The sequence below is a fragment of the Helicobacter sp. MIT 03-1616 genome, assembly GCF_000765685.2.
Classification (GTDB): domain Bacteria; phylum Campylobacterota; class Campylobacteria; order Campylobacterales; family Helicobacteraceae; genus Helicobacter_C; species Helicobacter_C typhlonius.
Genome location: NZ_JROY02000014.1, coordinates 26807 through 51949, shown reverse-complemented (window position 1 = coordinate 51949; position 25143 = coordinate 26807). Strand labels below are relative to the sequence as shown.

Annotated in this window: 23 protein-coding genes, 3 tRNA genes and 1 rRNA gene; 12 read left to right on the top strand and 15 right to left on the bottom strand. The window is 38.5% G+C overall.

Annotated elements, in window-relative coordinates; genetic code table 11:
• Positions 1-92: ribosomal RNA gene (rrf, locus tag LS67_RS08785) — 5S ribosomal RNA — on the top strand; the annotation flags it as partial.
• A 216-nt stretch (positions 93-308) separates the two neighbouring features.
• Here rrf and murI read toward each other — a convergent pair.
• The 7 genes from murI to LS67_RS08750 all read right to left on the bottom strand — a co-directional run bounded on the left by murI (position 309) and on the right by LS67_RS08750 (position 8472).
• Entirely contained in the window at positions 309-1052 is a 744-nt protein-coding gene (murI, locus tag LS67_RS08780) for a glutamate racemase (protein WP_034327452.1), read from the bottom strand.
• 45 nt (positions 1053-1097) lie between these two features.
• A complete protein-coding gene (rho, locus tag LS67_RS08775) occupies positions 1098-2390 on the bottom strand; it encodes a transcription termination factor Rho (protein ID WP_034327450.1) in 1293 nt (430 codons plus the stop codon).
• 148 nt (positions 2391-2538) lie between these two features.
• On the bottom strand, positions 2539-3213 hold the full coding sequence (locus LS67_RS08770; RefSeq protein ID WP_034327448.1) for a response regulator: 675 nt from the start codon (positions 3211-3213) through the stop codon (positions 2539-2541).
• Complete coding sequence (locus tag LS67_RS08765; RefSeq protein WP_034327446.1) at positions 3210-4661, bottom strand: sensor histidine kinase; 1452 nt, start codon at positions 4659-4661, stop codon at positions 3210-3212. Before LS67_RS08765 ends, LS67_RS08770 begins: the two co-directional genes overlap by 4 nt.
• Entirely contained in the window at positions 4658-6109 is a 1452-nt protein-coding gene (locus LS67_RS08760) for a hypothetical protein (protein WP_034327466.1), read from the bottom strand. The genes LS67_RS08765 and LS67_RS08760 overlap by 4 nt, the downstream gene beginning before the upstream one ends.
• Before the next feature lie 7 nt (positions 6110-6116).
• Positions 6117-8081, bottom strand: a complete 1965-nt coding sequence (uvrC, locus tag LS67_RS08755; RefSeq protein ID WP_236096382.1) for an excinuclease ABC subunit UvrC — start codon at positions 8079-8081, stop codon at positions 6117-6119.
• On the bottom strand, positions 8071-8472 hold the full coding sequence (locus LS67_RS08750) for a hypothetical protein (RefSeq protein WP_231944838.1): 402 nt from the start codon (positions 8470-8472) through the stop codon (positions 8071-8073). The genes uvrC and LS67_RS08750 overlap by 11 nt, the downstream gene beginning before the upstream one ends.
• Positions 8473-8496: 24 nt before the next feature.
• Between LS67_RS08750 and LS67_RS08745 the strand changes: the two genes are divergently transcribed.
• Together LS67_RS08745 and nadB are read left to right on the top strand one after the other, a co-directional pair.
• Positions 8497-8751, top strand: a complete 255-nt coding sequence (locus LS67_RS08745; protein WP_162500780.1) for a hypothetical protein — start codon at positions 8497-8499, stop codon at positions 8749-8751.
• A 2-nt stretch (positions 8752-8753) separates the two neighbouring features.
• Entirely contained in the window at positions 8754-10193 is a 1440-nt protein-coding gene (gene nadB, locus LS67_RS08740) for an L-aspartate oxidase (protein WP_034327439.1), read from the top strand.
• Between the two features lie 218 nt (positions 10194-10411).
• Here the strand turns inward: nadB and LS67_RS08735 are convergent.
• From LS67_RS08735 to LS67_RS08725, 3 genes are all read right to left on the bottom strand, one after another.
• Positions 10412-10488, bottom strand: a tRNA-Arg gene (locus LS67_RS08735).
• A gap of 29 nt (positions 10489-10517) precedes the next feature.
• A tRNA-Met gene (locus LS67_RS08730) sits at positions 10518-10594 on the bottom strand.
• A gap of 58 nt (positions 10595-10652) precedes the next feature.
• Positions 10653-10727 (bottom strand) — tRNA-Gln (locus LS67_RS08725).
• 195 nt (positions 10728-10922) lie between these two features.
• Here LS67_RS08725 and LS67_RS08720 point away from each other — a divergent pair.
• The 9 genes from LS67_RS08720 to glf all read left to right on the top strand — a co-directional run bounded on the left by LS67_RS08720 (position 10923) and on the right by glf (position 19580).
• On the top strand, positions 10923-11360 hold the full coding sequence (locus LS67_RS08720) for a Dps family protein (protein WP_034327437.1): 438 nt from the start codon (positions 10923-10925) through the stop codon (positions 11358-11360).
• A 159-nt stretch (positions 11361-11519) separates the two neighbouring features.
• Positions 11520-12575: a bifunctional 3,4-dihydroxy-2-butanone 4-phosphate synthase/GTP cyclohydrolase II gene (locus LS67_RS08715; RefSeq protein ID WP_034327435.1), complete on the top strand. Its 1056-nt coding sequence runs from the start codon at positions 11520-11522 to the stop codon at positions 12573-12575.
• Positions 12576-12639: 64 nt separating this feature from the next.
• Complete coding sequence (locus tag LS67_RS08710) at positions 12640-12846, top strand: hypothetical protein (protein ID WP_052099885.1); 207 nt, start codon at positions 12640-12642, stop codon at positions 12844-12846.
• Entirely contained in the window at positions 12813-13649 is an 837-nt protein-coding gene (locus LS67_RS08705) for a DUF4422 domain-containing protein (RefSeq protein ID WP_081953930.1), read from the top strand. The genes LS67_RS08710 and LS67_RS08705 overlap by 34 nt, the downstream gene beginning before the upstream one ends.
• Positions 13646-14593 (top strand): DUF4422 domain-containing protein, encoded by a 948-nt coding sequence (locus LS67_RS08700; RefSeq protein WP_034327433.1) that lies wholly within the window; start codon positions 13646-13648, stop codon positions 14591-14593. The genes LS67_RS08705 and LS67_RS08700 overlap by 4 nt, the downstream gene beginning before the upstream one ends.
• A 37-nt stretch (positions 14594-14630) precedes the next feature.
• A complete protein-coding gene (locus LS67_RS08695) occupies positions 14631-16172 on the top strand; it encodes an O-antigen ligase family protein (RefSeq protein ID WP_052099884.1) in 1542 nt (513 codons plus the stop codon).
• Positions 16159-17307, top strand: coding sequence for a glycosyltransferase family 2 protein (locus tag LS67_RS08690; protein WP_052099883.1), 1149 nt, complete (start codon positions 16159-16161; stop codon positions 17305-17307). The genes LS67_RS08695 and LS67_RS08690 overlap by 14 nt, the downstream gene beginning before the upstream one ends.
• 69 nt (positions 17308-17376) lie before the next feature.
• Complete coding sequence (locus tag LS67_RS08685) at positions 17377-18465, top strand: glycosyltransferase family 2 protein (RefSeq protein WP_052099882.1); 1089 nt, start codon at positions 17377-17379, stop codon at positions 18463-18465.
• A gap of 11 nt (positions 18466-18476) precedes the next feature.
• Complete coding sequence (glf, locus tag LS67_RS08680; RefSeq protein ID WP_034327431.1) at positions 18477-19580, top strand: UDP-galactopyranose mutase; 1104 nt, start codon at positions 18477-18479, stop codon at positions 19578-19580.
• Positions 19581-19627: 47 nt separating this feature from the next.
• On the opposite strand, the gene LS67_RS08675 is transcribed toward glf, so the two are convergent.
• From LS67_RS08675 to LS67_RS08655, 5 genes are all read right to left on the bottom strand, one after another.
• Positions 19628-20572 carry a ferritin-like domain-containing protein gene (locus LS67_RS08675; RefSeq protein ID WP_236096381.1) on the bottom strand — a complete coding sequence of 315 codons (945 nt, stop codon included), beginning with the start codon at positions 20570-20572 and terminating at the stop codon, positions 19628-19630.
• Positions 20562-21710 (bottom strand): MFS transporter, encoded by a 1149-nt coding sequence (locus LS67_RS08670; protein WP_034327429.1) that lies wholly within the window; start codon positions 21708-21710, stop codon positions 20562-20564. The genes LS67_RS08675 and LS67_RS08670 overlap by 11 nt, the downstream gene beginning before the upstream one ends.
• Before the next feature lie 105 nt (positions 21711-21815).
• Positions 21816-23024: a phosphoglycerate kinase gene (locus LS67_RS08665; protein ID WP_034342458.1), complete on the bottom strand. Its 1209-nt coding sequence runs from the start codon at positions 23022-23024 to the stop codon at positions 21816-21818.
• 57 nt (positions 23025-23081) lie between these two features.
• Positions 23082-24245, bottom strand: coding sequence for an FAD-dependent oxidoreductase (locus LS67_RS08660; RefSeq protein ID WP_034328424.1), 1164 nt, complete (start codon positions 24243-24245; stop codon positions 23082-23084).
• A gap of 10 nt (positions 24246-24255) precedes the next feature.
• Complete coding sequence (locus LS67_RS08655; RefSeq protein WP_034328423.1) at positions 24256-25143, bottom strand: Gfo/Idh/MocA family protein; 888 nt, start codon at positions 25141-25143, stop codon at positions 24256-24258.

Genomic DNA, 25143 nt, shown 5'->3' with positions numbered 1-25143 from the left:
ACACCCAGCTCCATTCCGAACCTGGCAGTTAAGCTTCTCTTCGCCGATGATACTGCACTTTTCAAGTGTGGGAATGTAGGTCGATGCAGGGATAGGGAAATCTGCTTTTACTACTTCTTAGGTATTTTTTATTATTATCATTTATTGCTTATGATTTTTTATGTTTCTGTTGTGCTTGGTAATTGGTTGTGTTGGGGAGAAGTGCAAATATCAGCATTAATTTTTCTCTATGAGAAGAAGCATTTACAAATTATACTTTATTCTTTAATGTATAATAAGCGTGATGTAAGAAAGTTTGCTTTTTTTGGTTAATTTAACCATTTTTGTGCAATTTTGGTAAGCATAGCGGGGTTTTCACTCGCATAAAATTGCAGGGATTTCAAATCGCCTTGAGAAGTAAGGTTGAGATGAGATTGTAAATATTCTACAATTGCTTCACCTGAATGGATAAGTATGCTTTGGTGCTTGAAATACGCACTTAAGGCGGGTGCGATAAGGGGAAAGTGCGTGCAACCTAGAATAATAGCCTTTGGTGGCGTTGTGATTTGACTAAAATAATGTTCAAACACACTTTCAAGCACTACACCTTCTAAAATTCCCTCCTCCACCATAGGCACAAAAAGCCCGGTGGCTAAACTTTTAAGATTCCAAAACCCAATTTTGCGTAGCCTTACTTCATATTCGCCAGAATTGATTGTCGCGCGTGTGGCAATGACTAGGATTTGTGAATCTGTGTGTGTGAGCTTGTTTTGCACGGCTAATACGCCTGGTTCAATCACGCCAACAATTGGAATCTTGCTCTTTGCCTGCATTTCTTTGAGTGCATAGGCACTCACGGTGTTGCACGCGACAATGAGGATATCAATATTATGCGGAGCAAAAAAATCAAGGGCTTCGAGTGAAAAGCGCACGATAGTTTGCTTATCTTTCACACCATAAGGCACACGCGCAGTATCGCCATAATAAATAATTTCATCAAAAAATTTCGCGTTGATAAGGCTTTTTAACACACTCAAGCCACCCACGCCACTATCAAAAACCCCTGCTCTCACTCCACTTCTCCTTATTAAATAACTTTAGAAACTTGCAAGATTTCGTTATTCCTGTGCATTCATCATATTTAAAAACTCTTCATTATCGCGTGTTTGCTTCATTTTGGAGTAGATAAAAGTGAGGGCTTCTATGTCGTCCATTGTGTGCATTACATTGCGGAGCATCCACACTTTTGTAAGATTATCTTTGCCAAGTAGTAAATCATCTTTGCGTGTGCCACTCTTTAATACATCAAAGGCTGGGTAGATTCTGCGGTCAGCGATTGAACGCGCAAGGACAATTTCACTATTACCTGTGCCCTTAAACTCCTCAAAAATGACTTCGTCCATTCTCGAGCCCGTTTCAATAAGTGCAGTAGCAATAATTGTGAGGCTTCCACCTTGCTCGATATTACGCGCCGCACCAAAAAAACGTTTGGGCTTATGCAAGGCATTTGCATCTACACCTCCGCTTAGCACCTTGCCACTCGAGGGAGTAGCAGCATTATATGCACGAGCGAGGCGTGTAATAGAATCAAGGAGTATCACCACATCTTTACCCATTTCCACCTTCCGCTTCGCGCTTTCTATCACCAGATCAGCTACACGAATATGATTTGTTGCTGGCATATCAAATGTGGAGCTAAAGACCTGCCCCTTCACACTGCGTTCCATATCGGTAACTTCCTCTGGACGCTCATCGACTAGAAGCACCATAAGTTCCACTTCTGGGTGATTTTTTGCAATGCCGTGGGCAAGTTCTTTCATCAGTTCCGTTTTACCTGTACGCGGAGGAGCAACAATAAGTGCGCGCTGTCCTTTGCCGATAGGACTAAACAAATCTAGCATTCTGCCGGTAACCTTGCCTTGCTCGTATTCAAGCTTAAGTTGTGTTTGCGGAAAAAGCGGAGTGAGGTTATCAAAAAGCGGACGATTCTTGATCTCCTCAAGCGACATATAGTTAATTGCCTCGATTCTCAATAGGGCATAATAGCGCTCTTGGTCTTTTGGTGGGCGCACCTGCCCGGTTACAATATCGCCATTGCGCAAGGCAAATCGGCGGATTTGTGATTGTGACACATAAGTATCATTTTGACTATCTGCTAAGCTTTCAGTCAGTGCGCGTAAAAATCCATAACCCTCGTTTGTGATTTCCAAAATACCCGAAAAGAGTATGTAACCACCTTGATTGACTTGAGCTTTTAATATCTCAAAAATCAAATCCTGTCTGCGGTAGTCGCTAGGATTCTCTACTCCTACTTCCTCGGCAATGCCGATGAGCTGCTTTATGCCCTTTGTGCGTAATTCATCGAGTTGATAACCTTCAACCGGTGTGTGAGTTCGTTTATTATCTGCCATAAAATTCCTTAGTCAAAAATGAAGATCTTAAAAGAAGTTTAAGGTATAGAATCTGCAGAGATTCTCGCATTTAAAGAAGTCTCTTGTCGAGTAAAACAGAGTGCTGATTCTATATAAAACTTCCTTGCGTGTCAAGAGGTTGCACTTTTTAAGAGATATTATTTTTTATATTTTTATCCAAATCTGGATGGATTTTATAGACTTTGTTTTTAATTTTGATGAGAATTCCGGTATCAATGAGTTGCTTAAAAGTCTTTACAATCGTGGGTTTGCTGACATTGAGATGAGCGATAATGTTTTCATATGAGCCATAAAAGATATTGTCCTCATCGCAATTTGCCAATAAAAATTCAATAATGGCAATTTTTTTGCCACCCACAAAGGTGGAAATGGCGTTAATAAGGAGATTCTTTGAAGCGATTTCATCGGCTTGTAAAAATGGCAATATAGCCTTGTGTATGGCTTGGAGTAATTCCTCTATGTTGATAGGCTTTAAAATATATCCATCTACACGTAGCCTAATTGCATCAAGCAGATATTTTGTCTCTGTGTGTGCGGTGGTGATGACAACAGGAACATCTGGGTGTATGCTTGAGCTTCTTATATTATCAATAAGTTCGATGCCATTCATTTTTGGCATAAGAATATCTGTCAGCACCAAATCAACCTTATGTAGCCTAAAAAGATTCAGTGCCTCCTGCCCGTTTTTTGCCACAAGTAGTCGCCCCACATAGTCTTCGAGCACCATAGTTGTGAGGTTTGCAGTATCTACATCATCTTCAGCATATAAAATAGTGAGATTGCTCAATGCCTCAAATTTCATACTTTACCCCCTTGTGTTGGTATGTGGATAGTGAATTCTGCTCCAAAGTATGCCTCCCCCCATTGTGTGTTTGATACATCTATTGTGCCATTAAATTGTCGTTCAATGATTTGCTCTGCCATATATAAGCCTATGCCTGTGCCTACGGATTTATGCTTGGTTGTAAAGTATGGCTCGAATACCTTTGATTTATCCTCGAGGCGAATTCCACCTGCATTATCTCTCACGCAAAGCACGATATTATATCCTACCTTGTCTAACAAAATCTCTATACACAAATCTGTAAAATCTTTTTCATTTTCAGCCCTTAATTTAAGCGCATCAATCGCATTATTGATAAGTATTAAAATCACCTGCATAAAGGAGTTTTGATAGCCATCAATGCTAAGATTCTCTTTTTTTGCCACTACATTTATTTTTATAAGATTCTCTTTCAAACGCTCTTTTAAAAGTTCTATTGAATCCTCAATGCTTGTGATAAATACAAAAGGTTCGGTGTTTGCCTCCGGGCGAAAGAAATTGCGGAAATTTTCAATCGTGTTTGACATCTCCGTGGCGATTTTCATACCATATTGCGTTTGTTGAAGCACAAAGTCATCATCAAGGCGATTTTGCATAGCCTTACTTTTGAAGCTTTGTATAAGCATAGTGAGGGAGTTAAGTGGCTGTCGCCATTGATGTGCGATATTTTGTATCATTTCTCCCATAGAAGCAAGTCTTGCTTGTTGATACATAATTAAATCTTTCTTACGATTTTGTTCGACCTCATATTGAATAGATTCTTGCAAGTTTGCATTAAGTGCTTGAAGTTCTTTTGTTTTAGAATCTACGAGTTGTTCTAATAGCAAGTGATTTGTATTGATAGAATGTCGAATAGAAAGGGCGAGAATGATAATAGTCGCAATCACAATAAACATAAAAATGACCAAAAATACAAAGGTGTGATTGTATAGTGTATCCGTTATGGCTTTATTATAAAATGTAATATCGCTTGAAAGTATAATCTGCTCTTTGAGTAATGCAGAAATGGCGGGTATATCATTGTTGGTAATGGCGATTTTGGCAGATTCTCTCACCTGTTGTTGTTTTTGCAAAAGCTCCTTTACGGCATCATATTCTTTTGACATAAAAGTTTGCGCGTATTGTTTGCGTAAATGCAAAATAAGAGAATCCATATTGTCAATTTTGTTTTGAGCTTTTGGTTCGAGTATCCACATATATGACAAGTGTGCAATATCATCTTGATTATTTTTATTTTGCTCTTGCGCATTTTTATTAGGCGTATAGAGATTTCCTAAAGAATTTGTGTCAAATTCGCTCTTTAGCCCAAGAAGTGCGAGGAGTGCCACACTCGCCACAAGCACAAAACCTACAACGATAATCCACACTAAAATTGTCGTTTTTGCCTTAAACGAGATTTTATTCATTAAAGAATGCACGATACTCATACAAGATTCTTTGCATTTTCTATCGCATTGGCTAGGGCGCGGAGTAATAAATCATATCGCAAAAACTTATCCTTATTTTTTTTGAGCGCATAGCTCACTTGCCCTTGTAGTCTTTCTTGTAAAGAGAGTAGCGCGATATGCTCCTCATTTAGTGCGTTGATATGTTTTTGTGTATTTTCCACCTCACCTAATGCCTTAGATTTTTCGAGTATGTTTGTATTAATCTCCTCGCTCAATGCGTCAATCTTGCTTTTTGCCACTTGCTTATCAACTAAGATTCTTAACTCCCTGTTTTTGGTTTCTAAAGTATCGTTGCAGGATTCTACCTTGACTATATTTACCTTATGTTTGAGTTCCTCTTGTGCAAGGCTACTTGTGATATTTAAAATGCGCTCTTGCGTATTGCTAATTTGCATTTGGAGATTTTGTATATCAAATTCTACACTTGCCTTATTATGTAATGTTTCTTTGATGAGGGGTAGAGTCCAAGGGTCGCCGTTTTTATCAACAATGAGCGGTTTTGTGTAAATTTTTTTATTTAACTCGATTGAGCTACCATTATAGAATCCCACAAAATTAAGCGCGTTAGGGTCGTCTTTAGCGCATAAATCTAAAAGCTCCTTTGCTACTACTTCAAACATTACCCACGCATATTTTTGCACTAAGGAGAGGCAATAAATCGTTTTTTGCATAGAATCTATGTGTCCCAATGGCAAGGATTCTAAAAAAATACGCATTTTTTGTATGGCAAAAAAATGAAATTTTTTATTGAATCCTAGCACATCAATTTGTGCGAGATGTATATCATTTTGCAAGATTTGCAATGTATTTTGCATAATAAGCGATTGTATGTTGATAGATTCTAATGCCTTATCAATACTTGTTTTGTGCTCGTTACTCAAAATAAACATATGCGCCTTGTCATCAATATCACGAACCTCCTTATTAATCTGCACGATTTCATAATCAAATTTTTTGAGCTTAATACTGCCGTCTTTGAAAAACAGGGCATCACGCGGTTGTATGCCAAAGACATTCCTTAGGGCGATTTTGATTAAATCTCGCTTTGTACTTTCACACTGCACATCAAGTATAGAATCCACATATTGAAAAAACTCCTCAAAATCCTCCTTTGAAGGCTCTCTTTCGTAAAGTTTTGCCTTATGCTTTGTGAGAAAATCGCAGATTCTTTGCACATAAATATTATGCTGTTGATTTTTAATGCGCGTGATGATATGCAATTCTTTTTTATCATAATGCACGAACGCGCCCAAACCGCATTGATCGTAAAAATGCAAAATGGCGAGGCGAATATCATTCTCTGCGTCTTTGTGTTTTTGCAAAAGCTCAAGCAACGCGCCCTCGCTCTGTGTTTTTGCCTCTATGATTGAATGTGTGTTGTTAAAACAATCTTGCAAAATGTGTAGGGCATTATCGTATATATTCATAGGATTCTCATCTATTTTTTCTAGAATTAATTTTTGCGCTATTTTGAGATGAAGTGCGGGATTTAAGCACACTTTGAATCTGTTCATTTGAGGCATTTTGTATATTGCTAAAAGTGCCAAAAAATTCTAAAAGTCGCTTGATTTGTGCCTTGCTGTATTGATTATCGCCTATGCTTTGCACTTTGTTTGTATCCTTTGTTTTTTTGTATCGATGATAAGTGATTGCGTATCGATGTGCCTCATCGCGTAGCTTTTGGCATAATTGTAGTCTCTTATCGTTTGTATTCAGTTTAAATTCCGCCTTTTGTGTGCGTAATATATCAAGCGCGTTGCCTTTGGCGCGATAGGCTTTGGCATTGTGCTTCATCTTTGCAATCGCCATCACATCGACATTTGCACCCACACTTTTGAGGACTTCAAGCGCAATGTGAATCTGCGCACTTCCACCATCGATGAGCCATAAATCCGGCGGTGGATTAGATTCAAATCTTTTTGCCCTCCGCTCGAGCATTTCACGCATTTGTGTATATTCATCACTCGTGCTTAGCTCATATCGGCGGTATTGTGCGGGACAGAAGTGATTATTTTCATACACAATCATACCGCCGACATTATACATTCCGCTATGATGTGAGGTATCAAAAACCTCGATTCTATGTGGCGTGTGTCGCAAGGAGCAGAGATTTTGTAACGCTATGAGTGTGCTATTTTCGTTATGCTCTTGTTTATGGAGTTTTAAAATTTCTTGTGCATTTTTGAGCCCGAGCAAAAGCACATCTTTTTTCTTACCTCGTTGTGGTTGGGTGATTTTCACGCTACTTTGGGTTTGATTCTGTAAAAGTGTTTGCAAAGATGAAATATCCGCAAAATGAAAATAGGGGATAAGAATCTCCTTTGGCATAAGTGGCAGGGCGGTTTTGTAGGCATTAAGGAGTGCTTGTGTGTAGAGCTCGGGCAGGTTGTCCTCTTGTATATCTTGGTGCAGAAGTGAAAAATCGCTTGAGACAATGCGTCCATTGCGGATAAAGAGGCTCATTAGAATATGCGTTTTTACCCCTTTTTGTGAATCTAAATCCTCGTCTGTGGCAAGGACAAATGCGTCATAATCCCCGCTCCGCATATCGATAATGGATTGATTTTTCATATGTGTGATTTTATGGATTTTATCGCGCATTTTTGCCGCTTCTTCAAATTGCAATGAGGCAGAGAGATTTTGCATTTTAGATTCCAAAATCTTTATTAACTCCTTTTTATTTTCAAGCAGTGCAATGCCTTGCTCCACGATATTTGTGTATTCTTGCGTAGAGATTTTGTTCTCACAAGGTGCGAGGCATTTTTGTATCTCATAAAACAAACACGCTTTTTTGCCTTTTGCGCAGGATTTTTTCTGCACCAAAGGTAGCACATCATAGAGGCTTTCAAGTAGCTCCCTCGCGCCATTAACAAATGGACCAAAATACTGAATCTTGGGCGATTTAAGCACGGCGCGTGTAATATCAAAGCTTGGAAAGGGCGAGGATTTATCGATATAAATGTAAGGATAAGTCTTGTCATCGCGCAGTAAAATATTATATTTTGGCTTGAGGCTCTTAATAAGCGAATTTTCAAGGATAAGTGCGTCTTGTTCGCTATCGGTTAAAAGCGTGTGAATCTGGGCGATTTGGGATACCATAATGGTGATTCTTGGGCTAAGATTAGACTTTGGTGCGATATGCTGATTATGAATGTTAAAGTAGCTTTTAATGCGATTTTTGAGATTCTTTGCCTTGCCGACATAGAGGAGATTCCCATCTTTGTCAAAGTATTGATAAATGCCTGAATGCGTGGGTAAATGCGTGAGGGTAAAAAGCAAATGTGAGCGATTGTCCTGTGCTTGTGTGTGCGTTAAGCTAGGTTGTGAATCTACCCTAGATTCTGAATCTAGTTTGCGCATTAAATCCAAATTATGTTGTGAATCTATTTTATGCGCCATTTTGGGTATCCCATTGTCGTTTTATGCTTAATCGCAAAGATTCAAATTTTTCGTAGAGAATCTTATCTGTCGCGTGGTTGATAAACTCCCCATTTGAATGCTCGGTGTATCGCACGGGCGGCTTTGGTGGAGGTGGAGGCGCGAGGATATGGCTTGGCGTGTAGGCGTGTATTTTTTGGATATGAGCAAGGGCAGGGAAGTGCTCTTTGTGCTGTTTTAAACTCTCTATTATGTGTTTATGTTTATAATGATTAAATTCTACACACAACGCCTTGTGTTTGAAAGCGAAAAGAAGCGTGTCGTTTTTGACGATAATAAATAGAATCTGCTCCCTTTCAAGTGGCGTAAGAAAGGTATTTTTGAAGCGCGAAATATCGTCTTGCTGTCGCATTTTGTGTGCAAGAGAGGGGAAATCTTGCGCAAGATTGGAGAATATATGAGATATGGTGGCTATTTTCATTTGGTGATTTTAGCATATTTGACATTTATTTTTATGTTTTTAGGTGGCTGTGGCTATAAGACAAAGCCATTTTATACCAAAGATGCGCAAGAAGTGAAGCAAGAGATTCAAGGACAAGATTCTATGGCAACACAAAGAAAGGAACAAAATCGAACGCTTTTTCAAAGTATAGATTCTACCCCTACGCCTAGCTATGAGGAAGAGGAGTGAAAATGGAACAATATGATGCGATTATTATCGGTGCAGGAGTAGCAGGGCTGTATTGTGCCGCACATTTACCAAAAAATCTTAAGGTGTTAATCCTCTGTAAATCACAACCTTGGGAGTGCAATACCTTTTACGCCCAAGGTGGAATAAGCATAGCAAAAGATAATGATGATGTGCTTTCGCACACGCAAGATACACTTTCCGCCGGTGGGTATCTCAATAATAAGCAATGCGTGGAAATGCTCGCAAGCACGAGTCCTAAGATTCTAAATGAGCTTATAGAAAGTGGCTTTGTGCTTGATAGGGATAGTAATAATGCGCTGCTCTATGCTAAGGAGGGAGGACATAGCAAGGCGCGTATCGTGCATTCAGGCGGGGACGCGACCGGGCGCAATCTCCATACACATCTTATCGATAGGTTAAGCGCGACATTGTGGAAAAATGCAGAGGTGGTGGATTTACTCATCGAAGAGGATAAGTGCTATGGCGTGTGTGTGCAGACAAAGCTAGGCACACATAATCTCTACGCACATCACATTGTTATTGCGAGTGGTGGCGTTGGTGGTTTGTTTAAATACCATACAAATGCCTACACGATTAGTAGCGATATACACGGCATTATCCTCGAGCATCATCTCGCCTTGCAGGATATGGAAATGCTCCAATTCCACCCTACCGCCTATGTGCGTAATCCTCAAGCGCGTAAATATCTTATCTCCGAGGCAGTGCGTGGCGAAGGCGGTGTGATAGTCGATGAAGATGGCAAACGATTTTTGTTTGATTATGATGAGCGGGGTGAGTTAGCACCGCGTGACATTGTGGCGCGTGGGATTATGGACTATTGCACAAAACATAAAAAAGAGGTGTTTTTAGATGTGAGCGTGTTTGATAAGGCAGGATTCAAAAATCGCTTTCCAAATATTTATCGTGATTTAAGCACATTTTTAGACATTCCTAATGAGAAGATTCCCATTTCACCGGCGTTTCACTATTCTATGGGTGGTATTGCTGTGGATATAAATGGGCTTGTCAAAGGAATGAGTAATCTTTATGCAGTGGGAGAATGCGCGTGCAATGGGCTGCACGGAGGTAATCGCCTCGCGTCTAATTCTTTGCTAGAGGGGCTTGTCTTTGGCTCAAATGTTGCTAAACATATTGTAGAAAATCCTACACGCACGAGGGTGGCGCATTTTCCATTGTGTGAGGAAGTGCTAGAGAAAGAAGGTGATGTGAAGCTTAAGAATGTGTTGCGTGAGATTATGTGGGATAAGGTGGGAATTATCCGCTCTAAAAGTGGGCTAGATTCTGCTCTTGGGGGAATTGAAGTGATGTTAGAATCTAATATCGGGCGTATGTTGCGGCTGCGGCTACTCGTGGCGCGTAGGATTATAGAATCTGCGCTTACTCGCACAGAAAGCAAGGGCGCACATTTTAGGGTGGATTAAGCGAGTTTATATCACTTTTTAGAATCTGCAATAAAAATACAAGTCAATTACAACAATAAATTAAGATATGTAGAATAGAGATTCTTAGGGTTGGCTTAGATTTGGTAGGCAAAAAGCAGTGTTAAAGCTTTGTAAATAAGTTTCTAAAATGGCTAAGAATAGAATCTAAAAAGTATTTTCATTTATTTTTATCTTTTTTGCAGTCTGTGGAGTGTGGGTGGTACGCCCAAGAGGATTCGAACCTCTGACCTACGGCTTAGAAGGCCGTTGCTCTATCCAGCTGAGCTATGAGCGCATATATACACTAGAGAAATAAAAAAGGTTTGGTTGCGGGAGAGGGATTTGAACCCCCGACCTTTGGGTTATGAGCCCAATGAGCTACCGGACTGCTCTATCCCGCGATATTTCCAAAATACGCTAAAGTGCTAAATGCAAGAAAGAACTTAAAGTTTGAAGAAGTGGCTGGGGTAAAAGGATTCGAACCTCTGAATGCCTGGACCAAAACCAGGTGCCTTACCGCTTGGCGATACCCCAATAACAAAAATTGAGGCGTAATTATAATGAGTTTTGTATGTATTTGTCAAGGGATAGGGGCGTATAATTTATGAAAAATAAAATGAAATATTTGCCTAGAAGTTACTTGTATGGTTTAAAATGCGAACATTCCTTAACAAGTCATACAAAATATTTGGAGACTTCGGGGAAAATTTTAAAATAAAGGATTGAGCTATGAGTAAAGTTGTAGAAACATTAAAACAAATTCAAGCTGATGCGGCAGTGTTTTATGTCAAAGTGCATAATTTTCATTGGAATGTTAAGGGTATGGACTTTCACCCTACGCATAAGGCTACTGAAGAGATTTATGAAAATTTTGCTGATGTGTTTGATGATGTTGCAGAGCGCGTATTGCAAATTGGTGAAAAGCCCTATGTAACACTTGCAGATATGCTTAAAGCTGCAAAAATTAAAGAGGAGAGCAAAACAAGTTTTACTTCAAAAGATGTTTTAAAAGCTATCCTTGCTGATTATGAATATTTCCTTAAAGCGTTTGAAAATCTTTCAAGTGAGGCTGAAAAAGCTGGAGATAATGTAACACAGGGATATGCTGATGATAAAGTAGGTGAGTTGCAAAAAGCTATTTGGATGCTGAAAGCTACACTTGCTTAAGCCTCCTTACATTTTCGTTTCACATATTATATTAACGATGAGAATCTCTTTTTAGATTCTCATCATCTCCTTAACTTCAATTTTTAAAATATAGAGATTCTAAAAGAAATTTATTTTGTTTTTATATAATTTGCCCCAAAAGCAATGCAAAGGTTAAAAATGTATCAACAACGCGTGAAAGAAGCTATAGAGGCGATTAAAAAAGGTGAGATGATTATTATTATGGACGATGAGGATAGGGAGAATGAGGGCGATTTGGTAATGGCAGGTATTTTTTCCACTCCTCAAAAAATCAACTTTATGGCGCAAGAAGCACGAGGGCTTATTTGCGTATCCATCACACAAGGGCTTGCCAAAAAACTTGACTTGCCCCCAATGGTGCAAAAAAACGATAGCAATCACGAAACAGCTTTTACGATTTCTATTGACGCAAAAGAAGCCAAGACGGGTATTTCAGCCTATGAACGCGATATGACTATTAGACTTATGTGTGAGAGTAACGCAAAACCAAGTGATTTTGTGCGTCCCGGACATATTTTTCCGCTTATTGCTAAAGAGGGAGGAGTGCTTGTGCGCACAGGACATACAGAGGCAAGTGTAGATATTTGCCGCCTTGCAGGAGTTGCACCCATTAGCGTAATTTGTGAGATTATGAAAAAAGACGGCACAATGGCAGGGCGCGGGGATAAATTTTTGCTTGATTTTGCCTCTTTGCATAATCTTAAGATTCTCTATGTATCCGATATTATCCATTATCGCCTTAATTTTGAAAATCTCCTGCGTGAGACTTCTCGTAAAAATGCAGTATTTATGGGCGTAGCGTGTGAAAAAATCACCTTTATAGACCATTTAGAGCGCGAGCATATTGCCTTTGCATTTTCTACCTCTACTCCGCATAAGACAAAGCCGCTTATTAGATTCCATAATATGCGCAGTGATTTGGAATTGCTAGAAAATACAGAAGAATGGAATGCGCTTCTTAAAAGCATTGAATATTTAAAAGAACAAGGCGGCTATTTGATAGTTTTAAATACTCATTCCCTGCATATATCTAAAGCCTGTGGCGATATGAAAGACTTTGGTATTGGTGCGCAGATTCTTAAAAGATTAGGTATTGAAGATTTTGTGCTTCTTAGCTCTTGTAGTGCAAACAAAGGTGAGTATAATGCCCTTAGTGGCTTTAATCTGCATTTGGTGGAAAAGATTGAGGTATAAAATAATATTAAGACAAATTTGTCTATAATCTTAGCTTTTGTAAATCCATATTTTAGGGAAAGTTATGCCATTATCTCCAAGAGTAAAAATTCTTGTCTGCTATCATAAGATAAGCCCAATTATTGCAAATGAAGTGTTGCAACCAATTTTGGTAGGTGCGGCACAAGCAGACCAAACCACACTAGAATCTTTAGAATCTGCTTGTGCTAAGCAGGGCGTAGAACTTCTTAGAGACGATTGTGTTATCGGGGGGGGGGCACTCATAGCTTAAATAAAGAAATCTCCTCACTCAACCCTTACTTTTGCGAACTCACCGCAATGTATTGGGCGTGGAAGAATCTTGAAGCAGATTATTATGGACTTTTTCATTATCGGAGAGTGTTTGATTTCGCACCAAATACATTTTTTTCTCGCCTTAAATCAGCCTTTATTCCTCAAAGTCGTGTTATCGCTAAATATCATCTTGAATCTACCTTTATTACTTCGTATTTGCAAACACATCATATTGATATAGTTATTCCCAAGCCCTTGCCTTTACACCAAGATATAAATGCGTATGAAAATTTTGCGAAAGGAGGGCATAACATAAAAGATTTAGATAAAGCGATTGCCTATATTAAAGAAACTTATCCATTTATGGGAGATTCTATTACGCAGGCACTTTTTACAAATGGTGCGAAAATATGCTATTGGAATATGGCAATATGGCGTAAAGAGATATTTTTTGAATATTGTGAGTGGCTCTTTGATGTGCTTTTTGCTTTGCAAGAGCAAATTGATTATAAATCTTATGATGCACACGAAGCGAGAGTCTTTGGATTTTTAAGTGAGTGGCTTTTTAACGTGTGGCTTGCCTATCAGTTGAAAACGCGTAAATTGAATGTGCTTGAAGTAAAAAGTAAGCTTCTTTATAACAAGCAAAGTAAGTTTTTTGGCAAAGTCAGTGCGCCAGATTGTGAGCGGTATTATTTTTTATTTATCCGTATATATAAAAAATCTCTTTCGCCCCTCCCCCCTGCTACTCCACAGCCTCAAAAGTTTAAACAAGAATTTGATAAAGGGAATGAAGTATGAATATAAAGATTCTCGTATGTTATCACAAGGTAAGCCCTATTATTGGCAATGATGTCTTACAGCCAATTCTGCTCGGTGCAGCAAATGCGAGTGAATACACCATAGGCGGTTTGAAAACTTTGTGTGATAAGGCAAATGTGCCACTTTTGTATGATAATAGTGGAGAGCATATCAGCAGCCTTAATCCCTACTTTTGCGAACTCACCGCAATGTATTGGGCGTGGAAGAATCTTGAAGCAGATTATTATGGACTTTTTCATTATCGTAGAGTGTTCGATTTTAGAGATTCTACTCATTTTGATATGCCTAGAACACAAAAATATTATTATGATTCCATAAGAGGTTTTTTTAGTGATTTTTATCAACAATATGGGCTTAATCCTCAAAATATTATTGAGTCTCTAAAGGGTTATGATATAGTGCTTCCAACTTTGGTTATTGACCACGATGATAAGCAAAGAGCACAACATTTATCACTCTATGAATTATATGATGAGGTGCATTATATAAAAGATATGGATTTAGCGCTAGAGTATATCGCTTCAAAATATCCACAGATGTATCAAATTGCACTCGATACACTCCACAAAAAGCCTTTGTTTTGGTATATAGCAAATATGTATATTATGAAAAAGGCATTATATTTTGAATATTGCGAATGGTTATTTGATGTTTTGTTTGCTATTGAGCCTTTGAGTGCTTATAAAAATTATGATAGTTATCAGGCAAGAATTTTTGGCTTTTTAGCGGAGAGATTATTTAATGTATGGATTGCTTATAAAAAAACACAAGAGAATCTTAAAATAAAAGAACTACCCTTAGTCTTTTTTAAATTTAGAGCAAAAAAAAGATGGTTTGGTTGGGCTCAAGATGGCGATGTGAAGCGATTTTATGTATGTAAATTACGAGTGATAAAGAAATATCTAGGTGAGGCTAAATCCTAAATGTGTGACAGAGTTCAAAGAGGCAAGGGAGAGCTAAATGGATTCTAGGATCTCACAGAAAAATACTCCACAAGATAATTTAGAGCAAAATGCTTTAAGTCAATATACTTCACAGAAAAATACGCACTTTTTGCATAAGCTTTGCAATCTTGCAGATGTGAAAATAGCGCGTTTTCATCTCGGTGAAATTGTCCTATGGCTGTGTATGCTACTTGTGGTGGTTACTTTAGCTATTGTGCCATTTTCTTATAGCTATATACATATCAAAATCCCCATTAATTTGCTGTATGTCGCATTTGGTATGTATCTGCTTTGTTTTTGGCGAGATTTGAAATCTATCAAAACCCTTATCTTGCCTCTTAGCTTTATGGCTATTGTTGTGATAATGGCATATATCTCGCTTTTTTTTGCGGTAAATGTGTCAGAGACAAAGAAGCTTATTCGTTGGTATCTCCTTGAACCTAGTCTTTTTATGATAATGAGTTTTTTATTTACACTTTCCTTGAAGCAAAGCCAACAGAGGATATTTTTTCTTTTACTCTGCTGTGTTGTTTTCTATCACCCTTTGGTTACAATTTATGATTTTTATGCCAATGGAGGTGGGAATCTCGGCTATCGTGCGAAATTACCCCATTATCATATCCCTGCTACGGGATATAGCTTTTATTTACTCTTTGCCTTTAGCTTTGCTTATGTGGGCTTTTTAAAAACAAGGGGGTTTGCAAAATACATCTTTGGCATATTTACACTTTTAGGAATCTACGCCTTTGTGTGTAATGGCGGGAGATTTGGGGCTTTGGCACTTATCACTATGATGTGCGCACCTTTGGTATTTTTTACCTATAAGCGCAAAAAAATAACTTTTTTTAGCTTATTGCTTACGCTTTGTTTAAGTGCTTTTGCCCTGTATCATTTTAGCTCCTCGTGGCAGGATAGATTTAATTTTCATAAGATAGTCAATAATTTTATGCAGGTATGGCACACACCTCCCGCGGAAATGGGGCAATTTGCAGGAACATATTGCTTAAAAGGTAAGCAAACGCAATGTTCTGTGCATTCTTTAGACAAACAAGCAGACATCACAATGGAATACTCGGCACTCGATAGAATCTCTAAGCTTAAATCCACGCTCCTTGCCATAGCTGATAATCCATTGCGTCCTAATGGCTACCATTTTCATCAATTTCCTTTTAATATTCAGCAGATTTTTCCACTCGATTCTATCAATCACCCCTTTTCGCTTACTCCTTATGAGGATACTTTTATATCCGCTCACGCGCATAATCATAACTACCCTTCATCAATCTTTTTTGAGCTAGGACTTGTAGGCTTTATAGGATTTAGCTTATTTGTGGGATATTTTTTCTACGCACTTTATAAGGCAAAAATTGATTTTCGCTCCAATGTAAATATACAGCAACTCTTTATGGGAAGCATAGGCTTGGCTCTTTTGGGCTTGGTTGTAGCAAATGTTTTTGATTGTTTTCCTGTGCGCGATGGACAACTTTTTCTTTTTGTGCTACTTGGTGTATTTTTGGCTCATTTTAGAAACTTAAAGGATAGTAATGCAAGATGTTAAGACTCAAGAGAAACCCCTCGTATCTGTGATAATCCCAATCTATAATGTAGAAAAATATTTGAGAGAATGCTTAGATTCTGTGATAAATCAAAGTTTGCGTGAAATAGAAATTATTTGCATAAATGATGGCAGCACCGATAAAAGTGGCGAGATTTTGGAGGGGTATGCTAAGGAAGATTCGCGTATAGTGGCGATTCATAAGGCTAATGCAGGTGTGGCAAGTGCTAGAAATGAGGCTCTCAATCGTGCAAAAGGTGAGTTTGTGTGTTTTATTGACCCTGATGATTTTTATCCCTCAAATAAAACACTTGCGAATCTCTATAACGCAGCGCAACAACATCAAGCATTGATATGTGGAGGTTGCTTTAGCGATTATTTTAATGGAGAAATAAGCACAGATTTTCCAAGTATTCTGTATGGCTATACTTTTTCACATAATGGCTTTATAGAATATAAAGATTATCAATTTGATTTTGGCTTTCATCGTTTTTTGTATAATAGATTATTTTTATTAAAAGCAGATATTTTTTATCCTCATTACACACGCTATGAAGACCCTGTATTTTTTGTCAAAGCAATGATAGCCGCACAAAGATTCTATGCGCTTTCGGAGGTTACTTACTGCTATCGCATAGGACATCAAAAGTCATTTCTTGCTTGGAGCAAAACGCATTGGAGAGACCAAAACAAAGGTTTGCTTGATGTGCTTATTCTCGCTCAAACACATCGGCTAGATAAACTTTATAACCTCACGCTTGAGCGCGCGCATATTATTGCTACGAATCTTACAGAGAGTATATGTGAGGGACAAGGCAGTATTGAATCTCTTTGTATGCTTAATGCGATTTTATCGGCTAAAGATAATGAAATTTTTGTCTTGCAAAATAAAGATATGCCTCAAGCTCTCACTTTAGAATTTGAGCGCATACACCAAAGGCTTAGCTATTTTAATTATCTTTTAACCTCGCCTTTGCAACTTTTTGCGCTGATTTTTAGAATTTATAAACAAAATTTCAAATACTATTTTCGTGTGCGACTTTTTAAAGAATATAGTGTGATTAGAATCTTTGGTATCAGGCTTTTTGAGAGATTTGCAGATACCAAAATCACTCGCGGGGGGGGGGGTATAATGTAGTTCCTTATTTGCTTTATTCCCTCTATATTTTCCTCAATGGTGGCTCACTCGGGAGGATAGGGGGCGTAAATGCAAGATAAGCCCTTAGCATCAGTGATAATCCCAATCTATAATGTGGAGGCGTATGTGTCGCAGTGTTTAGATTCTATCATCAATCAAAGTTATACAAACTTAGAAATCATCTGTGTGAATGATGGCAGCACCGATAAAAGTGGGCAAATCGTGCAAGAGTATGCAAAAAGAGATTGCAGAATCATTTATTTAGAGCAAGAGAATCAAGGCGGAGGTGCAGCACGAAATACAGGATTAGATAGAGCAAAAGGAGAGTGGGTTTTAATTTTTGATTCCGATGATTATATGCGTCCTTTTGCCATAGAATCTTTAGTGCAAAGAGCATTACAGACACAAGCGCAAATAGTTATAGCTCAAAGCGAGGAGTTAAGCCAAGATGGCAATATAGTGCCTATGGATTGGGCTTTGCGTTTAGACTTGCTCCCGCAAAAAGAGAGATTTGATTATAAAGATTTGGGTGATTATGTGTTTGGATTTTGTGTCGGGTGGGCGTGGGATAAGCTTTATAATCGTGCTTTTATAGAATCTCACAACTTGCGTTTTGAATCTATTAAATCACCCAGCGATGATTTACTTTTTACTTTTAGCTCATTAGTAAGAGCAGATTCTATAAGCGTGTGTGAAAAAATGCTTTTCACTCATCGTAAGCATAGCACTTCTCTAGAAAGCAGTAGGGATAAGAACCCAACTTTGTTTTTATCCTCTGTATCAAAATGGCAAGATTCACTTATAAAAATGGGGATTTTTTCATCAGTGCAAAGAAGCTTTATGAATTGGACTTTAAGTTTTTGCTTATGGCATTTGCATACTTTATATTCTAAAGAGGCGCATTATCAATTATTTGTAGCTTTAAAAAGGGCATTGCGTGATTTGGGTATAAGCCATTACCCAAAAGCGGCATTTTATAATCAAACACACTATAAGCAAATGCGCTATATCTTATGTATCCCACTTTGGCTTCATCGTTTGAATACTTGGAGGATATGTGATATAAGGGGTATTTTCCGCCTAAGATTAAGTAAAAAAGGGAGTGTAATTAGAATCTTTGGCAAAACTTTATATAGCAATGGCAGTGATTATTTGTAAAAGGAGCGAAAATGAAAGTAAAAAATTGTATTGTGGGAGCGGGATTAGCAGGGCTGACACTTGCGGAGCGTTTGGCAAATGTGAGGGGAGAATCTGTGCTACTTATAGATAGGCGCAATCATATCGGTGGAAATGTCTATGATTATGATGAGGAGGGCATTTTGGTGCATAAATACGGCACACATATTTTTCATACTAACGATAAAAAAGTATGGCATTATTTAAATAAATTTAGCAGATTCTATCCTTATATGCACGAAGTCAAAGCCTTTGTAGATGGGCAGTTTGTGCCTGTGCCTTTTAATCTTAATTCTTTGTATATGGCATTTCCTGCAAAAATAGCACAAGATATAGAATCTACGCTTTTAGATAAATTTACCTATGGGAGCAAAGTATCTATTTTGGAACTACAAAAAGTGCCAGAATTGAAGTTTTTAAGTGATTTTATTTATGAAAAAATCTTTTTGCATTATACTTTGAAGCAATGGCAATGCACCCCCAAAGAGCTAGACCCTAGTGTGTTTGAGCGTGTGCCTGTAAGCATTAGTCGCGATAATAGATATTTTCAAGATACATTTCAAGGAATCCCTATGGAGGGTTATACCAAAATGTGTGAAAAAATGATTGAAAACCCGCTTATTACACTTAAACTTGAGTGTGATTATAAAGATATAAAAGATTGTATTGAATGCGAGAGGGTTTTTTATAGTGGGGCGATTGATGAGTTTTTTGGCTATGAATTAGGCGAGTTGCCTTATAGGAGCTTGCATTTTGATTTTGTGCGTTTTGAAAGAAAACATTTTCAAAGTGGGGCAGTTATCAATTATCCAAATAATTATGATTACACGCGCATTGGCGAATATAAATACTTTTTAAATTCTAAAACGCCTCATAGTATTGTGAGCTTTGAATACCCTAAGGCGTGGAGCAAGGGCGATGAGCGGTATTATCCTGTGCCAAATGAGGCAAATCAAGCACTTTATGAAGCCTACGCGCGTAAGGCAAAAGAGCTTAAAAATGTGCATTTTATCGGGCGTTTGGGAGAATATCGCTACTATGATATGGATAAGGTAATAGGGAGAACATTAGATTTTTTTAAAGATTTAGAATCTTAGATAAAGATAACGCAGTTAGGGCAAGTTTAGAATCTTAGCATTCGCGCTTATTGGGGCAAGATATTTTGCAATGCCTTTAATTCATCAAGTGTGTATCCAGCTTGAAGTCGTGCTTGGATATTCATCATTCGTGGCATTGCGCCTAGTTGCTTAAAGCGTCTCAAAAGTGTCGCAAAGTCCTGTGCCGAGCTAGAATCTGAAGTGTATCGCCACCATTTATCGCCCTTTTTGACGTGCGAAATTTCATCGTGCAGGATAATATCCAAACTCTCAAGCAATTTTTCAGTGAGTGTATGCTCAAACTCGCGCACTTTGCGGACGACAAAAGGATTTGCATCAAGCCCATTTGCCTCTAGCCCTCTATGCAGGAGTGCCATTCGCTCATCTACCCTCAAAGTCGCCTTTTGCGCGTCAAAAAGTTGGCTATGCACCGCAAAATCGCCATATTCATAACCTAATCCATTGAGGCACTCGCGCAGTAGGCGGAAGTGTAGCTCCTCCTCAAGTGCCACCATAAGCCAATCATAATAATAAGAGGGCGGCAATCCCCGAAAGCGATACATCGCATCAAGGGCTAAATCAATCGCGCTATATTCAATATGCACGATAGAATGCAGGACTTTAGCGAGGCTTTGCTCACTCTTAATATGCTTTGGGCGGCGGATTTTTGTAGGGTGGGTAATGGTGCAAAATCCCGCGTAAGATGGGCTTTGAAGCGGATAGATAGGGGCGTTTGTATCATTTAAAAATGCAAAAGATTCTAAGCTAGATTCTAAAATGTGAGAATCTAGCTCTTTGGCGGATTTTGTGCTGCTATGAGAATGCGCAGTATGATGTTTTAAGATATGACTAGATTCTAAAATATTTGCGGATTCTAAAACGCTCACAGATTCTAAGGTATCTTTGTAGCGCGTGGCAAATGCGTTTAATCGTGCGCGTTTTTGCTCCGGTGTGGTGGCATTGAGCGCGTCAAAAAGCATATCAAAAAACATATTTTGCCTTTTTTGTATGCGTGTAAAAAATGATTGAAGTGAAGCTTAAAAGTAGGGCAAGGAATATGATGAGAATCTGCCAACCACATTTTTCAAAAATAAAAGATGAAAGATAAGAGCCAAGTGCGCCGCCTGTGTAGTAGAAGCTTAAATACAAGCCGCTTAAAACGCCTTTGTGGTGCGGACTAAGGGAGCTATTAAGTGCATTAAGCACAGAATGCGCGATGAAAGAGCCAAAGCACATTACAAACATTCCTACATACACCCACATCATAGAATCTATAAGGAATACACATAATCCTAATGCAAAAAGATTGAGAGCGAGAAAGATTGTTTTTTCCTTGCCACCGCATATTTTTGTGATAAAACCAGCAAGGAGAGAGACTACAATCCCTATGCTATATCCCAAATACAAGCATCCAATTTCATTTTGGCTAATGTGTGGAAATATATCTTTAGCGTGAAAAGGAAGCGTGTTGAGCGCAGCCTGAAAGCTAAAAAACATCACAAAAACGCTCCCTAAGATAATAAGCGAAGTTTTATTTGTGAGAAAAGGAAGCATTTGTTTGAAAGAGATTTTTGAAAGAATCTGCTGTGTTGTGCTAATCCAAATGAGTGTAAAAAACCCTCCCAAAATCAAAGATATGCCAAGAATGACAAAGCATATTTGCCACGAAAATATTTCGGTGAGATATGCCCCGCCCATTCTGCCAACTAAGCCCCCAGCAATTGTGGAGGCGATATAAATACTGACATTAAATTGCAAGGAGGAGCTTTGTAGGCGCGTGAGAATGGTTAAAAGCGTAGTAAGGATAGCGGGGAAAAAGAGTGATTGTATAAAGCGCAAGCATAAAAAAAGCTGCAAATTATCACACCACGCAAGGAGGATTTGAAACCCTCCCGCGACAAACAAAGACAATGCAAGAATGAGTTTAGGCTGATTGTTTTCTAAAAAATATCCATAAAAAAGCGGCGCAAACGCCATAGGCAAAAGCGTAATTGAGATAATGGCTGAAGCACTTTGTGTAGAAGTATGAAATTCCTCTGCTAAAAGGGGCAAAAGCGGTTGCGGGATATACACACTTGAAAGCGTTGCGATTGCTATATACACAATGCTAATGACAGCTTTTTTATCCATTTCACGCCTTTTGTTGTGTTTGCTTTATGCCCTATACATTGTTTATGCTTTGTAGTTTGTGCGCTCCGCCCCTATTTAGAATCTAAAATATTGCCTTGCGCGAGATTATTTGCGCTCTAGCACTTCAAACGCCGGGAGAATCTTGCCCTCTAGTAGCTCCAAACTCGCCCCACCACCTGTGGAGATAAAGCTCATATTGTCCCGCTCTCCTGCTTTATCTATCGCATCGGCTGTATCGCCCCCACCAATAAGGCTAAAGGCATAAGTATCACTCACTGCGTGAGCGAGGTTAAATGTCCCACGCGAGAAAGCTTGAATCTCATAGATTCCTAAAGGTCCATTCCAAATAATCGTTTGCGAATCCCGCACCACTTCGCTAAAGAGTTTGCTTGTCGCAGGTCCCATATCCACCGCCATAAAGCCCTCCGGAATATCTTGTGCGGGAGTGATTTTAATATGACAATGTTCTTTTATATCATCGGTGCTTACCACATCTACGGGCAGATAGATTTTTACCTTTCCTTCTTTTGCTTTATCAAGTATTTTTCGTGCATCGCCTACCAAATCATCTTCCACGAGGGATTTTTGCATATCAAAGCCCCGTGCTTTGAGGAATGTATTACTCATCGCACCGCCGATAATGATTTTATCCACAACATTGAGAATATTATGCAAAAGAGCAAGTTTTGAGCTCACCTTACTCCCACCAACAATGAGTAGCACGGGTTTGAGCGGATTTGCCATAGCTTTAGCAAATGAATCTATTTCTTTTTTAAGCAGCAGTCCCGCCACGCGCTCTTTAGCATATTTAGCAATACCACAAGTGCTTGAATGCGCCCTATGACTTGTCCCAAAGGCGTCATTGACATATACATCACAGAGTGAGGCGAGTTTCGCAGAGAGTTCATCATCATTTTTTTCCTCTCCCTCGTAGAATCTAATATTTTCAAGCAAAATTACCGCACCACTTTCGCCTTGTTGCTGCAAAGATTCTACATTTTCTATCGTTTCTGCAAAAGCTATGTCTCGCCCCAAAAGTCGCTCCACGCGTTTAAGCACGTGTTTAAGTGAAAATTCCGCACTGCGCCCTTTAGGACGCCCCAAATGGCTCACAAGCACGATATTTTGCGCACCATTGTCAATGCAGTAATTGATAGTTGGCAGTGCCTCGCGGATACGCGTATCATCTGAAATATCAAAATCCTCATCCATTGGCACATTAAAATCCACACGCACAAGCACTCTTTTGCCCCCTACATCAATATCGCGCACACTTTTTGTATTTTTCATAAGCTCAATTCCGGCTTCTTGCATTATAACTCCTTATATTTTTGGCAACATTCTAGCATAGAATAGGAATAATAGGATAGCTTAGGCGATGTTTGAAGTACCAAATTCTGCTGCAAGTAGCTCAAGAATCTCATAGATATTATCAATCTTACCGCCCATAATCGTGCAAAAGCCTTTTAACCCATAATCCTTTGCAAACATAATAGGTCTGCCATCATCAATTTCGTTTTGAATCTGCAAGGTTTTTATCTCATAAAGTGAATCTTTGTATTCTAAAGATTCTAAGAGTGGCATATAGCGTTTGCAATCAGCCAACATAAGCGGAAAATTGCTTCTTGCATTTTGCTTAAAAGTATGAAGTATTGCATAGGGATTATGAGGCTGCATAACATTATAATCCTGCCAAGCAAAATGCGGCGTATATCGCACGTGGCTTAGGGTGTAGCATTGCTTTGGTGGGTAAGGCATAAGAGATAAAAATGCCCCGTCCATAGTGGTTATAGCCATATCTTTAAGCGCAGGAGGTATATCCACCAAAGCCATTTCTGTCATTTCGTATTTGAGCGGCAATAATGGCAAATGTGAGCGTTTGAGTAAGCTATTTATCCCAGCATAAGTGCAGTTTAATATCAAAGGCGCGTATAAAGTTCTAGAATCTGTTTGCTGTGTTTGATTTTGCTCTGTATATGGGGCAATAGCAACGCATAAACCCTTTTTGTCCTCTTTCACACAAAGAGATTGAGTGTTTGTGGCTATTTCTATATGTTTGCAATTAAGATTATCTCTTAGCATTGTGCGTAAGATAGCAGCATCAAAAGCGTATTCACGCACACAAAATACATCGCTTATAAGGCTAGGATTAAACATTGCTTTAATATGCGTAGGGGCGGATTGTATATAGATATTAAATTGCTTAAAAAGTCTATAAAATTGTGTGCTAGAAGTTTTTGAGCCAATACTTGCAATCGCATAATATTTGTGAAAATCATCTTTGATAGCTTCTTTAAAATCCTTGCAAAAAGTGTGAAAATGGCGCGAACTGCTTATGGCTGTGCTAAGGCTACGCGGGTAGTGGTAGCCATTATGCACGCGAGCTTGATTATTGATACTTGCGTGTGTAAGCAAATCTTTTTCTTGCTCAAGGATTAAAATAGATTGAAACTTTTGCTTAAGATAGAGCGCAATATATGCACCAAAGAATCCGCCACCGATAATAATGCAATCATACTTATTGTGTTTTGGCATTGTGTGGCTTTCAAGTAGTTTTATTATGGGCTTGTGTGAGTAGATTGAGCGTTGTTTGAGAGAAATTTAAGTGCTTTGTATAATCGTGTCTCTTTTCGCATATGTCCTTAAAATTTTTAAGCGCAAAGTTAAGATTATTGCCCTCATCAAAAATTGGTAATATTGTATCCTGCAAAGGTGTTTGTTTTGTGCTATGTATTTGCAAGGGATTGTGTGAAAGCATATCAATATGGAGCGTAAAATCCTGCGTTTGAATGCTTAAAATCCGCTTTTTCTCATTTGAAAGCAATGAGCAATAAAGGCTTAATGGAATCTGCTTATTTTCTTGCAATGCGTGAAGTTTTAAAAGCGCACTTTGTTTTTTAGAATCTAAAAACTTGCACTCTTTCACACAAATATTTTCTAATAAACCAAGCTCTTGCATAAAGGCAAACACGCTCAAATAATGCACGCCGATGACTTCTAGCACACTCTCATTTTCATAGAAATTACCATATTGTGTAATTGTGGCTTCAATGGATTGTATGTTGGCTTTGGAATCTTGCAAAATCTGCAAGGCATAGAGGATAGATTGTGAAAATGTATAAATATAATCTGTAAAGAAAATCTTATTATGTGCTTGTGAGAGTGATTGCAAAGTGTTAAATTCATCTTGTGTGGCACAGCTTGGCTTTTCAACAAAGACATTGCAGTGATGTTCTAAGGCGAGTTTTGCAAGGGCAAAATGTGAAGCAAGTGGTGTAGCAATAAATGCAGATTCTGCATTATCTAATGCTTGTTTGAGAATCTGCTTTTTCGTATTACTGCCAAAAATGCCACAAATTTCATAATGTTTTTGTATGTATGAATGCAAAATTTTGCCCCAATAGCCTCTGCCTATCAATACTGCCTTTTGCAT

Coding starts and splice junctions, on each gene's coding strand:
- LS67_RS08690 (WP_052099883.1), top strand. CDS start 16,159: ATGCAAGATGTTAAGACTCAAGAGAAACCCCTCGTATCTGTGATAATC.
- nadB (WP_034327439.1), top strand. CDS start 8,754: ATGGAACAATATGATGCGATTATTATCGGTGCAGGAGTAGCAGGGCTG.
- LS67_RS08750 (WP_231944838.1), bottom strand. CDS start 8,472: ATGCGACAGCAAGACGATATTTCGCGCTTCAAAAATACCTTTCTTACG.
- LS67_RS08665 (WP_034342458.1), bottom strand. CDS start 23,024: ATGCAAGAAGCCGGAATTGAGCTTATGAAAAATACAAAAAGTGTGCGC.
- LS67_RS08710 (WP_052099885.1), top strand. CDS start 12,640: ATGCCATTATCTCCAAGAGTAAAAATTCTTGTCTGCTATCATAAGATA.
- rho (WP_034327450.1), bottom strand. CDS start 2,390: ATGGCAGATAATAAACGAACTCACACACCGGTTGAAGGTTATCAACTC.
- LS67_RS08695 (WP_052099884.1), top strand. CDS start 14,631: ATGGATTCTAGGATCTCACAGAAAAATACTCCACAAGATAATTTAGAG.
- LS67_RS08760 (WP_034327466.1), bottom strand. CDS start 6,109: ATGAATATATACGATAATGCCCTACACATTTTGCAAGATTGTTTTAAC.
- LS67_RS08670 (WP_034327429.1), bottom strand. CDS start 21,710: ATGGATAAAAAAGCTGTCATTAGCATTGTGTATATAGCAATCGCAACG.
- LS67_RS08660 (WP_034328424.1), bottom strand. CDS start 24,245: ATGCCAAAACACAATAAGTATGATTGCATTATTATCGGTGGCGGATTC.
- LS67_RS08685 (WP_052099882.1), top strand. CDS start 17,377: ATGCAAGATAAGCCCTTAGCATCAGTGATAATCCCAATCTATAATGTG.
- LS67_RS08655 (WP_034328423.1), bottom strand. CDS start 25,143: ATGCAAAAGGCAGTATTGATAGGCAGAGGCTATTGGGGCAAAATTTTG.
- LS67_RS08770 (WP_034327448.1), bottom strand. CDS start 3,213: ATGAAATTTGAGGCATTGAGCAATCTCACTATTTTATATGCTGAAGAT.
- LS67_RS08675 (WP_236096381.1), bottom strand. CDS start 20,572: ATGTTTTTTGATATGCTTTTTGACGCGCTCAATGCCACCACACCGGAG.
- LS67_RS08700 (WP_034327433.1), top strand. CDS start 13,646: ATGAATATAAAGATTCTCGTATGTTATCACAAGGTAAGCCCTATTATT.
- LS67_RS08765 (WP_034327446.1), bottom strand. CDS start 4,661: ATGAGTATCGTGCATTCTTTAATGAATAAAATCTCGTTTAAGGCAAAA.
- LS67_RS08715 (WP_034327435.1), top strand. CDS start 11,520: ATGTATCAACAACGCGTGAAAGAAGCTATAGAGGCGATTAAAAAAGGT.
- uvrC (WP_236096382.1), bottom strand. CDS start 8,081: ATGGCGCATAAAATAGATTCACAACATAATTTGGATTTAATGCGCAAA.
- LS67_RS08720 (WP_034327437.1), top strand. CDS start 10,923: ATGAGTAAAGTTGTAGAAACATTAAAACAAATTCAAGCTGATGCGGCA.
- glf (WP_034327431.1), top strand. CDS start 18,477: ATGAAAGTAAAAAATTGTATTGTGGGAGCGGGATTAGCAGGGCTGACA.